The 13,673-nt window shown below is 71.1% G+C and carries 14 protein-coding genes; 4 read left to right on the top strand and 10 right to left on the bottom strand.

The features are described 5' to 3' along the window. Positions 1-18 precede the first annotated feature (18 nt). The 10 genes from F0U47_RS02980 to F0U47_RS02935 form a co-directional block, all read right to left on the bottom strand. Positions 19-1,650 carry an ABC-F family ATP-binding cassette domain-containing protein gene (locus F0U47_RS02980; protein ID WP_149748794.1) on the bottom strand — a complete coding sequence of 544 codons (1,632 nt, stop codon included), beginning with the start codon at positions 1,648-1,650 and terminating at the stop codon, positions 19-21. 124 nt (positions 1,651-1,774) lie between these two features. Beyond that, entirely contained in the window at positions 1,775-2,197 is a 423-nt protein-coding gene (locus F0U47_RS02975) for a TetR/AcrR family transcriptional regulator (RefSeq protein ID WP_149748793.1), read from the bottom strand. A gap of 39 nt (positions 2,198-2,236) precedes the next feature. Beyond that, the gene (locus F0U47_RS02970; protein WP_149748792.1) at positions 2,237-3,223 is read right to left on the bottom strand and encodes a trypsin-like serine peptidase; all 987 of its coding nucleotides are present in this window, start codon (positions 3,221-3,223) and stop codon (positions 2,237-2,239) included. Between the two features lie 40 nt (positions 3,224-3,263). Then, positions 3,264-3,935, bottom strand: a complete 672-nt coding sequence (locus tag F0U47_RS02965; protein WP_281290959.1) for a flavin reductase family protein — start codon at positions 3,933-3,935, stop codon at positions 3,264-3,266. 18 nt (positions 3,936-3,953) lie between these two features. Then, positions 3,954-4,853 (bottom strand): iron-dependent extradiol dioxygenase HsaC, encoded by a 900-nt coding sequence (gene hsaC, locus F0U47_RS02960; protein ID WP_149748791.1) that lies wholly within the window; start codon positions 4,851-4,853, stop codon positions 3,954-3,956. Further along, positions 4,850-5,737 (bottom strand): 4,5:9,10-diseco-3-hydroxy-5,9,17-trioxoandrosta-1(10),2-diene-4-oate hydrolase, encoded by an 888-nt coding sequence (hsaD, locus tag F0U47_RS02955; protein WP_149748790.1) that lies wholly within the window; start codon positions 5,735-5,737, stop codon positions 4,850-4,852. Before hsaD ends, hsaC begins: the two co-directional genes overlap by 4 nt. Positions 5,738-5,740: 3 nt before the next feature. After that, positions 5,741-6,922 carry a 3-hydroxy-9,10-secoandrosta-1,3,5(10)-triene-9,17-dione monooxygenase oxygenase subunit gene (gene hsaA / locus F0U47_RS02950; protein ID WP_149748789.1) on the bottom strand — a complete coding sequence of 394 codons (1,182 nt, stop codon included), beginning with the start codon at positions 6,920-6,922 and terminating at the stop codon, positions 5,741-5,743. Between the two features lie 58 nt (positions 6,923-6,980). Then, on the bottom strand, positions 6,981-8,072 hold the full coding sequence (gene dmpG, locus F0U47_RS02945) for a 4-hydroxy-2-oxovalerate aldolase (protein ID WP_149748788.1): 1,092 nt from the start codon (positions 8,070-8,072) through the stop codon (positions 6,981-6,983). Continuing rightward, entirely contained in the window at positions 8,072-8,992 is a 921-nt protein-coding gene (locus F0U47_RS02940; RefSeq protein ID WP_149748787.1) for an acetaldehyde dehydrogenase (acetylating), read from the bottom strand. Before F0U47_RS02940 ends, dmpG begins: the two co-directional genes overlap by 1 nt. Positions 8,993-8,996: 4 nt before the next feature. Further along, on the bottom strand, positions 8,997-9,803 hold the full coding sequence (locus tag F0U47_RS02935; protein ID WP_246159402.1) for a 2-keto-4-pentenoate hydratase: 807 nt from the start codon (positions 9,801-9,803) through the stop codon (positions 8,997-8,999). A 35-nt stretch (positions 9,804-9,838) separates the two neighbouring features. On the opposite strand from F0U47_RS02935, the gene kstD reads away from it, so the two are divergent. The 4 genes from kstD to F0U47_RS02915 are packed head-to-tail and all read left to right on the top strand — an operon-like array spanning position 9,839 to position 13,655. Then, positions 9,839-11,518: a 3-oxosteroid 1-dehydrogenase gene (kstD, locus tag F0U47_RS02930; protein WP_149748785.1), complete on the top strand. Its 1,680-nt coding sequence runs from the start codon at positions 9,839-9,841 to the stop codon at positions 11,516-11,518. Continuing rightward, complete coding sequence (gene chsH3, locus F0U47_RS02925; protein WP_149748784.1) at positions 11,519-12,397, top strand: enoyl-CoA hydratase ChsH3; 879 nt, start codon at positions 11,519-11,521, stop codon at positions 12,395-12,397. A gap of 53 nt (positions 12,398-12,450) precedes the next feature. Further along, entirely contained in the window at positions 12,451-12,891 is a 441-nt protein-coding gene (locus F0U47_RS02920) for an OsmC family protein (RefSeq protein WP_149748783.1), read from the top strand. Positions 12,892-12,905: 14 nt separating this feature from the next. Next, on the top strand, positions 12,906-13,655 hold the full coding sequence (locus tag F0U47_RS02915; RefSeq protein WP_246159401.1) for a dienelactone hydrolase family protein: 750 nt from the start codon (positions 12,906-12,908) through the stop codon (positions 13,653-13,655). Positions 13,656-13,673 lie beyond the last annotated feature (18 nt).

Here is a 13,673-nt window from a genome sequence, read left to right as displayed (position 1 = left end):
GGCTCGACGACCGGGGCCTCATCCGCTGAGCCGGAGGCTCCTCCCCTGCCACCGCCGCCGCAGCCAACGGTCGTGCGACGCGACCACGATGGTGCCGGGACTCCGCCCGATCGCCTCCTCCAGCTCACCGACGAGGGTCAGCGAGATGTGGTTGGTCGGCTCGTCGAGGAGCAGCAGGTCCGGCCCGGTGGCGACGGCGACCGCGAGCGCGAGCCTGCGGCGCTGGCCGACCGAGAGGAGTACGACAGGCTTCCTGTGCTCGCGGGGATGGAGCAGGCCGAGGTCGCGGAGGGGCCGTCGCTGCGCGAGATCGGCCCCGACGAGCGTCTCGTAGGCCGCCCCGGCGGGAGCCGTCAGGTCGGGGAACTCGGGGTCCTGGGTCAGCTCGGCGACCCGCTGCGCCGAGACCTGCACGGTTCCGCTCGTCAGGGCGATGCGGCCGGACAGCACCCCGAGCAGGGTCGACTTGCCCGACCCGTTCGCGCCGGTGACCAGCAGGTGCTCACCTGGCGCCACGTCGAGCGTGCTCAGCGCGAGACGGTCGGCCACCACGAGGTCACGGACGGTGACGACGCGGCCGCCGGGCGGCGTACTCCCCAGGTCGGCACGGAAGCGAAGGGGTGCCGGCGGCTTGCGGACCTGGTCACGCTCCGCGACCTCCAGCTTGCGCTGCGCGTCGCGCTTCCGCCGCGCCACCGTGCGGTCGACGTTCTGCCCCTTGAAGGAGTAGATGAACTTGTCGTTGTCGCGCGGACCGCGGTTGTGGGCGACCGCCGAGCCGTCGACGCGGGCGGCCGCACGCAACCGCTCGAGCTCCTCCTGCTGGGCGGCGTAGGTCTCCTCCCACCGGCGCCGAGCCGCAGCGCGCTCCTCGGCGTAAGCCGTCCAGCCGCCGCCGTGCCTCCTGCCGCCGCGACCGTCGGACCCCGGGCCCACGGGGTCGAGGTCGACCAGGTCGGTGCAGACCTCGTCGAGGAAGACCCGGTCGTGGGTCGCGAGCAGCACCACGCCCGGCAGGTCACGGAGGAACGAGACCAGGATCGCGACCGCGTCGTCGTCGAGGTGGTTGGTCGGCTCGTCGAGCAGCAGGCACCGCGGCCGACGGGTGATCAGGGTGGCCACCGCGAGCCGGGTCCGCTGCCCGCCCGACAAGGTCCCGATCGGACGGTCCTGCTCGAGCCCGTCGAGACCGAGCTGCTCGGCCGCGAGGAGGGCCCGGCGGTCGGCGTCCCAAGCGTCGTGCGCGAGCGCCTCCTCGAGCGCGTCGGCGTACTCCTCCGCCGCTGCGGGGTCGTCGAGGCGGTCGGCCAGTCGCTCGACCTTCGCCACGGCGTCGCGCAACGGGCGCAACGTGGTCGCCAGTGCATCGGCGATGGTGTCGGTGTCGCGGAACGGCGGCTCCTGGGTGAGGAACGCCAGGTCGCCCGGCCGTTCGACCTCGCCGGCCACGTGGGCCGTTCGCGGGAGCACACCGGCGACCGCGCGGAGCAGGGTCGACTTGCCGGCGCCGTTCTCGCCGATCAGCCCGATCCGCCGACCGGGCTGGGCGACGAGGTCGATGCCGTCGAGGACGGTACGACGCCCGAACGCCACGCTCAGGTCGCGGACGACGACCGGGGCGAATGCGGTGCTGCTGGTGGGTGCTGACACGGCGGGACCTTCGGAGAACGAGGAGGACTCGCCGGGCGGGCGGCCGCGGGCGCGAGTCTGGGTCAGCCGTGGATCAGCATGGTGCGAGCAGCCTAGGAGATGGCTCCTGGGCGGAGCGACCCATTTACACGAGGTCGCCGATGTCCGACAGGGCGTCGTCCTCGTCCACGACGAGGCCGCTGAACACGTGGTCCGGGCCCTGGAGCACGGCCAGGACCCCGGGCGCTGTCATCGACACGACGTCCTCCCGCGTGGCCGACGCGATCGGCTCCAGCTCGAGGAGGTAGCGCATCGTCGCCATCCCGAACAGCTGGGCGGTGACCAGCTCCCACTTCATCATCGAGACCGGCCGGCTGCCGCGGCGCATCAGCGGCAGCAGGAGGGCCCGGTTCAGCCAGCGCAGGATCCGCGGGGCGTCGTCGCCGGACTGGGACGACCGCGCGACGATGCGCAGCATCCGCTCGCTCGTGAGCGGGTGCTCACAGAGGGCGAGGAACCGCCTCACGAGCTGGATGGCGAAGTCTTCGGTCGGGTCCAGGCTGCGCATGGCAGGACGATGCTGCCAGCAAGGCGATCCGCGGCGGAACTACCGCCCGTTCGCCGTGCGGATCATGCGACGGATGTCACGCGTGATCGGGTGCGCGATGAGGTTCGGGCGGACCAGGTCGCGCCGCGAGGTGACGGCGAAGATCCGCCCCGTGTTGCGGGTGCGGTCCTTCGGAAGGAACCACGGGCCGCCGCTCGCCCCGCCGGTGAGGTTGCACCGGTGCATCACCGCGTCGCCGCCGCGGTCGGCGTAGGCGTCACTGCGGGTGGTGCGGCCGTCGCAGCGGCGCGCCGTCTCGCCGTCGTACGGCGCCTGGGCGGGCCAGCCCCAGATCCGCACGCCCCGCTGCTTCGCGCGCTTGCCCCAGACGACCTCGTTGCCGCCGACGTGGTTGACGAGCTTGCGGCCGTCGCGCCGCTTGAACGCGATGATCGCCTGGTCGAACCGCGTCGCGCCGTTCTCGGCCCAGCCCTTGAAGACCCAGGCGTTGCGGCCGGCCCACCGACCGAGCGGCGCCCGGCCGTGGCGGTAGCGCGGCACGAACAGGAAGTTGCGGTAGAAGTGCGGCTGCGCGAGGAGGCCCACGTCGGGACCGGTGTGGACGCAGTGGCCGGCGGTGATCACCTGGTCGCGGCGGCGCGTCCTGATCGTGGCCGCGGAGCAGACGTAGTTGCCGCCTGCGTCGCTGAAGAACAGCTTGCCGGTCGTCCTGGGGACGCGCACCCGTCCGGCGGTCTTCGCCGCCGTCGTCTCGGTGGCGGGGTCGCTGGCCGTGTCGACCACACCGCCCGGACCGAGGAGGTCGAGGGGGATCGCCTCGGCCATCCGCTCGACGGTCCAGTAGCGGCGGACCTCCCGGGCAGTGGCGTCAGCCGCCGGGGCCGCGAGGACCGCCCCGTCGTCGGACGAGGCCGTCGCGGCCTTCCGGGTCGGCGCTCCCGCGTCGGCCGTCGTGGTCGCGACCGACAGTGTCCCCGAGACGAGAACACCGACAGCGAGCACAGCCACCCTGCGTCCAAGCCCCATGCGGTCGGACTCTACCTGCCGCCCCCGCACGGGCCCGCAGTCAGCAGTCCGTCGTCCGGTAGCTGCCGCGGAAGTAGAGCAGCGGCTCCGCGTCGTCGCCGCCGGTCGTCTCCAGGTGCTCGACCCGGCCCACCACGACGTAGTGGTCGCCGCCCTCGTGGACGGTGTGGATCGTGCAGTCGAGGTGGGCCAGCGTGCCCGCGATGACCGGTGAGCCGGTGACCTCCGCGGGGCGCCAGTCGATGCCCGCGAACTTGTCGGCGCCCTTGCTCGCCATCTGCGCGGAGACGTGCTCCTGGTCGGCCGCCAGCACGTTGACGCAGAACCGGCCGACCCGCTGGATCACCGGCCACGCGCGCGACGACCGCGCCGGGACGAAGAGCACCAGCGGGGGGTCGAGGGAAACGCTCGAGAACGACTGGCAGGTCATGCCGACCGGCTGGCCGTTGCTGACCGTGGTGATCACGGTGATGCCGGACGCGAACGTTCCGAGCACGTCGCGGAACCGACGGGCGGCGGCCCGGGCCTCCGGGTCGTCGTGGACGGCGACGTCCTCGCCGGGACGGAACTCGAAGTCGATCTCGGCGTCGCCGAGCCAGGAGTCGATGAGCGCCGGGTGCGGCCACGTCTCGCGCGCGTCCGGGCTCATGCCCTCAGGGATCTCCCCCTCCGGCACCCTGCCGGGCGAGGGGTGGGACGGCTCCGCGGGCATGCGTGCCAAGGTATCCGCCTAGTTCCCGCCGCCGAAGTCGTGGCCCCAGTACGAGACGGCCGTCGACTCACGAGCGACCCAGCGCTCGTCGTCCACCCGCAGGCCCTCCGTGCCGAACTCGACGTCGAAGCCGCCGGGCGACCTCACGTAGAACGAGATCATCTCGTCGTTCATGTGGCGGCCGAGCGTCGCGGAGAGCTTGGCGCCGTGCTTGCGCACGCGCTCGAGCGCGCGGCCCACGTGGTCGAGCTCGTCCACCTCGAACATGATGTGGACGCACTTCGACGGGTTCGGCATCGGCAGGAACGCCAGTGAGTGGTGGCGCGGGTTGACGCCGAGGAACCGCAGCCACACCTTGCTGCCGGGCTCCTTGCCGACGAACTCCCCCGGCATGCTCATCGAGTCGCGTAGCCGGAAGCCCAGCACCTCGGTGTAGAAGCGGAGCGCCTCGACGTCGTCGAGGACGGGTACGACGAGGTGGCCCATCCCCTGGTCGCCGGTCACGAACTTCGCGGCGTACGGCGTCACGACCGGTCGCGACTCGTAGGTGATGCCGTGGAACAGCTCGAAGACGTTGTCCCACGGGTCGCGGAACCGGATGAGCTCCTGGACCCGGCGCTCGTCGAGCTCGTCCTTCGTGCCCTCCTCGAACTCGACACCGGCCTTCTGCAGGTGCTCGCGCGCCGCCTGGAGTGCCTGGTGGTCGGCCACCTCCCAGCCGGAGCAGTCCAGCCGGTCGACGTCGGACGGGAAGACGACCAGCCGGGCGGAGACCTGGTCGATCCGCCAGTACTGGTGGTCGGGGTTCGGGCCGCGACCTGCAGCCAGGCCGAGCACCTTGCCGGCGAACTTCTCCCATTCGCCCAGGTCGGTGCTGGCCACGCGGACGTAGCCCATGGACTTGATGTCGATCGTCATGAACGCTCCTTGTGGCGCGCGAGGAAGTTGACCGCGACGTCGCGGAACTCGTCAGCGGCCTCGATCTGCGCCCAGTGGCCGCAGCGCGGGAAGACGTGCAGCTGGGCCTTCGGGATCAGCTTGAGCGCCACCAGCGCGCCGTCGAGCGGGTTGACCCGGTCCTCGCGGCCCCAGGTGAGCAGGGTGTGGTGGCGCAGCTGGTGCGCCTCGCGCCACAGCATGCCGTCCTCGGCGGTCTCGGGGTTCCAGAAGGACCAGCCCATCGAGGCCATCGCCTCGCGCGCTCCCGGGGCGGTCGCGTCCGCGAACCGCTCCTCGACCAGCTCGTCGGTCACCAGGTCCTGGTTGACGACCATCGTCGAGATGAACGCGCGGAGCGCCTCCTTGGACGGGTTCGCCCCGAAGTCCATCAGCCGCTGGACGCCTTCGGTCGGGTCGGCGTGGAACAGGTTGAGCGACAGACCGCCCGGCCCCATCAGGACCAGCCGGCCGACCCGGTCCGGGTAGGACAACGCCAGCCGCATCGCCGTACCGCCGCCGAGGCTGTTGCCGAGCAGGTGGACCTTCTCCAGGCCGAGCTCGTCGAGCAGCGCGACCACCGCGTCGGCGGAGAACCGGTAGTAGTTGCCAACCACCGTCGGCTTGTCGGACCCGCCGAAGCCGGGCTGGTCGACGAGCAGCGTGCGGTACTCCGCGGCGAAGCCGGGCAGCGCGCTGCCGAAGTTCGACCAGGACGACGCACCGGGCCCGCCACCGTGGAGCATCACGAGTGGCAGGCGCCCCTCTCCTGCGCCCGCCTCGTAGTACTGCAGCGTGATCTCGCCGGCCGCCTCGGTCTTCACCTGGGCGGTACGCCGGACGCTCTCCTTGTCGTAGTCAGCCACGGATCAGTACATCCCCGGGTCGACCTTGTGCCCGAACTGCTGGGCGCCGTACATCTGGAGCGCGCGCTCGGGGTCGTTGGCCGCGTGCACCCGCCCGGCGTGTGCGTCGCGCCATGCCCGCTGGAGGTAGGTGCCCTCGGCGAGCGCACGGCCGCCGGACGCCTCGAACAGGGTGTCGATCGCCTCGATGGCGCGCGCAGTGCCGAGCACCTGGTCGCGGCGTACCCGCAGCCGGAGCTCGAGCGGGATCGTCTCGCCACGGGCGACCAGGTCCTGCTCCTCACGGATGTTGTTCATGAGCAGCGCCCAGGCCGCGTCGATCTCCGAGGAGCTGCGCGCGATGCGCACAGCAGCGAACGGGTCGAGCGAGGCCTTCTCGCCGAGGTACGCCGCCCGCACCCGCTTCTGCTGCATCTCGACGTGCTCGGCGTAGGCGCCCTTGGCCATTCCGATGATCGGGGTGGCGATGGTGCTGGTGAAGATCGAGTGGAACGGCAGCTTGTAGAGGTCGCTGTCGTTCACCGCCTGGCCCGGGCCGCGGCACTGGCCGGTCTCCCCCATCGACAGCGTGAACGCCTCGGGGATGAAGGTCTCCTCGACCACGATGTCGTTGGAGCCGGTGCCCCGCAGTCCGACGACGTTCCAGACGTCGACGATCTGGTACTTCTCCCGCGGGACCATGAAGGTGCGGAAGTCGACGACCTGACCCTCCTCGTTGAACACCAGGCCGCCCAGCAGCACCCAGCTGCAGTGGTCGCAGCCGGAGGAGAAGCTCCACTTGCCCGACAGCTTGAAGCCGCCCTCGGCCAGCACCGCCCTGCCGGTCGGGGCGTACGACGAGCTCAGCCGCACGCTCTGGTCGTCACCCCACACTGCCTGCTGCGCCTCGTCGGCGAACAGTGCCACCTGCCACGGGTGGACGCCCACCACGCTCGCCACCCAGCCGGTCGACCCGTCGGCCGAGGCGATGTCGCGCACGGCGGTGTAGAAGTCGACCGGGTCGGCCTCGAGGCCGCCGTACCGCTTGGGCTGCAGCAGCCTGAAGAAGCCGGTCTCCTCGAGCTCCTTGATCGACGCCTCGGGCACGACCCGCAGGCGCTCGCCCTCGTCGGACCGCTCGCGGAACGTGGGCAGCAGGTCGCGCACACCGTCGAGGACTGCCTGTGCCTCGGGGCTTCGGTTCATCTGGGAGCTCCTGTCAGAAGTTCGATGTGACCAATACTAGAACAGGTTCTAGTTTTCGTCACGCATTGGCGTCCTGCTTCGCCTTGAGCATGAGGGCGATGTCGATCAGCTGGTCCTCCTGGCCGCCGATCAGCTTGCGGCTGCCGGCCTCGAGGAGGATCTGGGCGCCGGAGACGCCGTAGCGCTCGGCGGCGTTGCCGGCGTGCTTGAGGAAGGACGAGTAGACGCCGGCGTAGCCCATCATCAGCGTCATCCGGTCGAGCTGGCACTCCTCGGGCATCGCCGGCTTGATGACATCCTCGGAGGCGTCGACGATCTTGAGGAAGTCGACCCCGGTGGTCCAGCCGAGCTTGTCGCAGACGCCGATGAACGCCTCCAACGGCGTGTTGCCAGCACCGGCTCCGAACCGGCGCACCGAGCCGTCGATCTGGGTCGCTCCGGCGCGCGCCGCGATCACAGTGTTCGCCACGCCGAGGCCGAGGTTCTCGTGACCGTGGAAGCCGACGTCGGCCTGGCCGCCGATCTCCGCGACCACGGCGGAGACCCGGTCGGCGGTCTGCTCCATGATCAGCGCACCGGCTGAGTCGACGACGTAGACGCACTGGCAGCCGGCGTCGACCATGATCCGCGCCTGCTTGGCCAGCACCTCCGGCGGCTGGGTGTGGCTCATCATCAAGAACCCGACCGTCTCCAGGCCCAGCTCCCGCGCCAGCCCGAAGTGCTGGATCGAGACGTCGGCCTCGGTGCAGTGGGTCGCGATCCGGCAGATCTGCCCGCCGTTGTCCTGTGCGGCGCGGATGTCGTCCTTGGTGCCGACACCGGGCAGCATCAGGAACGCGATCTTGGCGCGCTTCGCGGTCTCGGCCGCGATCTTGATCAGCTCCTGCTCTGGCGTACGGGAGAACCCGTAGTTGAAGCTGCTGCCTCCCAGCCCGTCGCCGTGGGTCACCTCGATCACCGGAATCCCGGACTCGTCCAGGGCGGCGACGATGTCGTGCACCTCCTGGGCCGTGAACTGGTGACGCTTGTGGTGCGACCCGTCGCGCAGGCAGGTGTCGGTCAGGCGGAGGTCGAGCTTGCCGAACGGCTCGTCGCCGTGGATGCCGGACCAGGTCCGCTCGAGGGTGTTGAGGGCGTCGTTCTCAGGCATCAGTTGCCTCCCAGCAGGTTGCGCGCGATGTGCTGACCCACCTGGGTCGCGGCGGCGGTCATGATGTCGAGGTTCCCGGAGTACGGCGGCAGGTAGTCGCCGGCGCCCTCGACCTCGACGAAGATCGAGACCCGGCGCATCCCCTTCGTGAAGTCGGACGGCCCGTCGAACTGCGGCTCCTGGAGCAGCCGGTAGCCGGGCACGTACTCCTGCACCGCCTGCTCCATCTCGTGGATCGACGCGGCGATCGCGTCGGTGTCGGCGTCGGGGTCCACCGCGCAGAAGATCGTGTCGCGCATGATCATCGGCGGCTCGGCGGGGTTGAGGATGATGATGGCCTTGCCCCGCTCCGCGCCGCCGATCGTCTCCACGCCAGCTGCGGTGGTGCGGGTGAACTCGTCGATGTTGGCGCGGGTCCCGGGACCCGCGCTCACCGAGGAGACCGAGGCGACGATTTCGGCGTACGACACCGGGGTGACCCGCGAGACCGCCGCGACCATCGGGATCGTGGCCTGCCCACCGCAGGTGATCATGTTGACGTTCGGCGCCGCGACGTGCTCCTCACCGTTCACCGGCGGGATGACCGCCGGGCCGACGGCGGCGGGGGTCAGGTCGACCGCCCGGATGCCGGCCTCGGCGTAGCGCGGCGCGTACTCCCGGTGCACGTAGGCCGACGTCGCCTCGAACAGCAGGTCCGGCAGCTCGTCCTGCTTGAGCAACCAGTCCACACCCTCGTGGGTGGACACCAGGCCCTGGTCGGCGGCGAGCTTGAGCCCCTCGCTGGCCGGGTCGACCCCGATCATCCAGCGCGGCTCGATCACCTCGGACCTGAGCAGCTTGTACATCAGGTCGGTCCCGATGTTGCCGGGACCGACGATCGCGGCCGTGACTCGGCCGTTGGTCGAGCTTGTCGAGACCAAGGTTCTACTCCTCGAATTCCACGATCAGCGGTTCGAACCCGCTGATCGACGCCGCCACCCGGTCACCCGGCGCGAACGGCACGAACGGGCCCAGGGCCCCGGACAGGATCAGGTGGCCGGCACGCAGCGGGTCGCCGAAGCGCCAGGCCTGCACGGCCAGCCAGCGGAGCGCCTCGAGCGGGTCGCCCAGGCAGGCGGCGCCGGTGCCGGCGGACCGCTCCTCGCCGTTGATGGTCAGTGACATGACGACGTCGCGCGGCTCCAGGTCGTCGAGCTTGCGCCCGTCGCGGCCGACGACGAAGAGGCCGCTGGAGGCGTTGTCGGCCACGGTGTCGGTGAACCCGATCTTCCAGTCGGCGATCCGCGAGTCGACGATCTCGAGCGCGGGAAGGGCGACGTCGACGGCGGCCCGGACGTTGTCGAGCGTGATGTCGGCCTCGTCGTCGGGTGCGATGTCGGTGCCGAGCACGAACGCGACCTCCGCCTCCACCCGCGGCTGCACCAGCGTGCGCATGGAGATCGGAGTGCCGTCGACACCATGGCTGACGTCCATGTCGCTCAGCAGGTAGCCGAAGTCGGGCTGGTCCACCCCGAGCTGACGCTGCACCGCCTCCGACGTCGCGCCGATCTTGCGACCGACGACGGTCACCCCGCCGGCGAGCCGGCGCTGCACGAGGCCCTGCTGCACGGCGTACGCCGCCGCCAGGTCGTGGGTGCCGATGAGGTCCCGGACCGGAGCGCAGGGCACCCGCGTCTCCTGGGCGTGGGCCAGGCGCTCGACGGCTGCCGAGATCGCGTCGTGGGAGGTCACAGGAGAGATACTAGAACCTGTTACAGTTTTCTGCCATGAGGGACTCCTACGACGTGGTCGTGGTGGGCGCCGGAGCAGCCGGGATGACGGCAGCGCTCACGGCGGCACGCCAGGGCCTCGACACCGTTCTCGTCGAGAAGAGCGGCTACTTCGGCGGTTCGACGGCCCGCTCCGGCGGCGGCGTGTGGATCCCCGGCAACTATGCGCTCGCCGAGGCGGGCCAGGCGGAGCCTGGCGACCTCGACGCGGCGAAGACCTACCTCGACGCGATCGTCGGCGACGTCGTGCCCAAGGTGCGTCGGGACACCTACATCGACCGCGGGCCCGAGGTCATGGACTTCCTCAAGGAGCACACCCCGGTCCGGTTCCAGTGGGTGCCGGAGTACTCCGACTACCTCCCCGAGAAGCCCGGCGGCCGGGCGCGCGGCCGCAGCGTCGAGCCGGTGCCGCTGGACGCGCGCTTCCTCGGCGACGAGCTGGACCGGCTCCACCCGCCGTACACCAAGGCGCCGGCCAACCTGATCGTCACCCAGGCGGACTTCCGCAAGATGAGCCTCGGGCTGCGCACGATCAAGGGCCCGCTGACGATGCTCAAGGTCATGCTGCTGCGCTTCTGGGCGATCGTGACCGGCAAGAAGATGTTCGCGATGGGCAACGCCATCGCCATCGGCCTCCGCAAGGGGCTCGAGGACGCCGGGGTGGAGGTCGTCTACGACAGCCCGCTCGTCGACCTGGTCGTCACCGACGGGCGGGTGACCGGCGTGGTCGTCGAGAACGAGGGCGTACGACGCGAGATCGGTGCCGCGCGCGGCGTGATCCTCGGCTCCGGCGGGTTCGAGCACAGCCAGGAGCTGCGCGAGAAGTTCCTGCCGCACCCGACGTCGACCGGCTGGTCGACCGGGGCGCCGTCCAACACCGGAGCGGGGCTGCTCGCAGGGACCGCGGCCGGCGCGGCGACCGACCTGCTCGACGACGCCTGGTGGGGGCCGACCATCCCGCTGCCGGGCCGCGCGTGGTTCTGCCTCGCCGAGCGCAACCTGCCCGGCTCGATCATCGTGAACTCGGCCGGTCGTCGCTACATGAACGAGGCGCTCCCCTACGTCGAGGCGACGCACGAGATCTACAAGGGCGAGGCGACCGGCGTCAGCCACGTGCCGTCGTACATGGTCTTCGACCAGACCTACCGCAACCGCTACCTGTTCGCCGGCGTGGCGGGGCGACAGCCGTTCCCGGGCCGTTGGTACAAGGAGGGCGTCGTGACGCGGGCCGACTCCCTGGCGGCGCTCGCGGAGAAGGTGGGCCTGCCCGCCGCCGCGCTCGAGGAGACCGTGACGCGGTTCAACGGGTTCGCCCGCAGCGGGGTCGACGAGGACTTCCGCCGCGGCGAGAGCGCCTACGACAAGTACTACTCCGACCCGACGGTCAAGCCGAACTGCTCGCTCGCGCCGATCGAGAAGGGCCCGTTCTACGCCGTGAAGATCGTGCCGGGCGACCTCGGCACCAAGGGCGGCCTGGTGACGGACGAGCGGGCACGGGTGCTGCGCGAGGACGGCTCGGTGATCGAGGGCCTCTACGCGTCCGGCAACGTGGCCGCTGCCGTCATGGGCAACACCTATCCCGGCCCCGGCGGGACCATCGGCCCAGCCATCGTGTTCGGCTACCTCGCCGCCCTCGACCTCACAGTTTCGACAAGCTCAACCACCGGAGGGAACTGAATGCCCATCGACGCCTCCGTCGCGATCGGTGCCGATCTCGGCTCCACCACGTTCTCGTGGACGGAGAGCGACGTCCTGCTCTACCACCTGGCCATCGGTGCCGGAGCCCGGGAGGGCGACAACCTCTCCCCCGCCGCGCTGCGCTTCACGCTCGACGGCCCGGCGCTGCAGGTGCTGCCGTCGTTCGGAGTGGTCGTGCCGACGTTCCACGAGACCGACCCGCCGCCGCTCGACCTGCCCGGGTGTGACATCAACCTCGCGCAGGTCGTCCACGGGTCGCAGTCGATCTCCGTCGCCGGGCCGCTGCCGACCTCCGGGACGGCGACCGTCTCGACCACGCTCACCGACATCTGGGACAAGGGCAAGGCCGCGGTCATCTGGCAGGAGGGGGTGGCGCGGGACGAGTCCGGCGAGGAGCTGTGGCGCACCCGGTCGTCGATCTTCGTCCGCGGCGAGGGCGGCTGGGGCGGCGATCGCGGCTCATCCGACCCCGTGGCACTCCCGGATCGCGAGGCCGACCACGAGTCGTCGTACGACGTCACCCCGCAGCAGGCGCTGCTCTACCGCCTGTGCGGCGACCGCAACCCGCTGCACGCCGACCCGGACTTCGCGAAGGCTGCCGGCTTCCCGGCGCCGATCCTGCACGGGCTGTGCTCCTACGGCATCGTCCTGCGCGAGCTGACCGACGGCCTGGTGGGCGGCGACGCGACCCAGGTCCGCGGGTTCACCGCCCGGTTCGCCGGCGTGGTGTTTCCGGGCGAGACGATCCGCGTCACCGGCTGGCGCGAGGACGACCGGGTCGTCGCGTCGGTCGCGATCGCCGGCGGCGACCGCGACGGGTCGCCCGTGCTCGCCGACTGTGTCCTGACTGTGTCCTGAATGGGTGCCGACTCCCTGCTGACGGACGAGGTCCGAACCCCTAGGTTCGAGTCATGACTACTCGCACTGCACGCACTGCATGGAACGGCGGACTCAAGGACGGCTCCGGCCAGGTCGAGCTGACCTCGTCCGGCGTGGGCACGTTCGACGTGTCCTGGCCCCGGCGCACCGAGGACCCCCAGGGCGTCACGTCGCCGGAGGAGCTCGTCGCCGCGGCCCACTCGTCCTGCTACTCGATGGCGTTCTCCGGCGAGCTCGGCCGGGCTGGCGGCACGCCCCGGTCGCTCGACGTGACCGCCGAGGTGGAGTTCGGCCCGGACCCCGCGGGCGGGTTCCACATCAGCGGCATCAAGCTCACGGTCCGCGGCGAGGTCGAGGGCGTCGACGAGGCGACGTTCCTCGAGTGCGCCGAGAAGGCCAAGGCGGGTTGCCCGATCAGCAAGGCGCTCGCGGCCGTCCCGGACATCACGCTCGACGCCGCGCTCGAAGGCTGAGCGGCGCGCCGTCCTTGGCGACCGACCTGCTGACGACGTGGACGGTCGGCGAGCACACCGCTGACGGCCTCGACGGCGTGTCGCTGACCTTCCCGACCTACCGCAAGGGGAGCGGGCCCGGGGTGATCGTGATCCACGAGATCCCGGGGATGACACCGGAGTTCATCCGGTTCGCCGAGGAGGTCGTGGCCGCCGGCTTCACCGTGGTGCTCCCGCACCTGTTCGGCACGCCGGGCGAGCCGTTCGGCACGGTGAACACGGCGGCACGGCTCGGCCAGGTCTGCGTGCGGCGCGAGTTCGTCACCCTGGCCACCCGGCGGACGTCGCCGATCGCGGGGTGGCTGCGGAGCCTCGCGCGCGAGCTCCACGCCGCGGTGGGCGGCCCTGGTGTCGGCGCGATCGGCATGTGCTTCACCGGCGGCTTCGCGCTCGGGATGATGGTCGACGAGGCCGTCGCCGCTCCCGTGCTGTGCCAGCCGTCGGTGCCGTACGCCGTCACGCCCGGCCGCGCGCGGGACGTCAACCTGTCGCCGGGCGACCTGACCGCGGTCAAGCAGCGGGCGGCCGGCGGCTGCCAGGTCCTGGGTCTGCAGTACGCCGGCGACCCGACGACGGGCAAGCGGTTCGACACCCTCGAGCGGGAGCTGGGCGACGCGTTCATCCGGGTCGACTTCCCCGGACGGCTCCACGCGACCGTCACCCGGCACCGGCAGCAGGAGGGCGTCGACCGGGTCCTGGCGTTCCTCGGCGAGAAGCTGCGCTGAGGTCCGACCGGCCGGGGT

It is taken from the genome of Nocardioides antri (assembly GCF_008373765.1).
GTDB lineage: Bacteria > Actinomycetota > Actinomycetes > Propionibacteriales > Nocardioidaceae > Nocardioides > Nocardioides antri.
Note: the sequence above shows the minus strand (reverse complement) of the source record. Positions and strands in the feature narration are given on the sequence as shown.

Bases quoted from the DNA above. Each gene is read 5' to 3' on its own strand.
- F0U47_RS02975 (WP_149748793.1), bottom strand. From the start codon at position 2,197: ATGCGCAGCCTGGACCCGACCGAAGACTTCGCCATCCAGCTCGTGAGG.
- F0U47_RS02970 (WP_149748792.1), bottom strand. From the start codon at position 3,223: ATGGGGCTTGGACGCAGGGTGGCTGTGCTCGCTGTCGGTGTTCTCGTC.
- F0U47_RS02965 (WP_281290959.1), bottom strand. From the start codon at position 3,935: ATGCCCGCGGAGCCGTCCCACCCCTCGCCCGGCAGGGTGCCGGAGGGG.
- hsaC (WP_149748791.1), bottom strand. From the start codon at position 4,853: ATGACGATCGACATCAAGTCCATGGGCTACGTCCGCGTGGCCAGCACC.
- hsaA (WP_149748789.1), bottom strand. From the start codon at position 6,922: ATGAACCGAAGCCCCGAGGCACAGGCAGTCCTCGACGGTGTGCGCGAC.
- dmpG (WP_149748788.1), bottom strand. From the start codon at position 8,072: ATGCCTGAGAACGACGCCCTCAACACCCTCGAGCGGACCTGGTCCGGC.
- kstD (WP_149748785.1), top strand. From the start codon at position 9,839: ATGAGGGACTCCTACGACGTGGTCGTGGTGGGCGCCGGAGCAGCCGGG.
- chsH3 (WP_149748784.1), top strand. From the start codon at position 11,519: ATGCCCATCGACGCCTCCGTCGCGATCGGTGCCGATCTCGGCTCCACC.
- F0U47_RS02920 (WP_149748783.1), top strand. From the start codon at position 12,451: ATGACTACTCGCACTGCACGCACTGCATGGAACGGCGGACTCAAGGAC.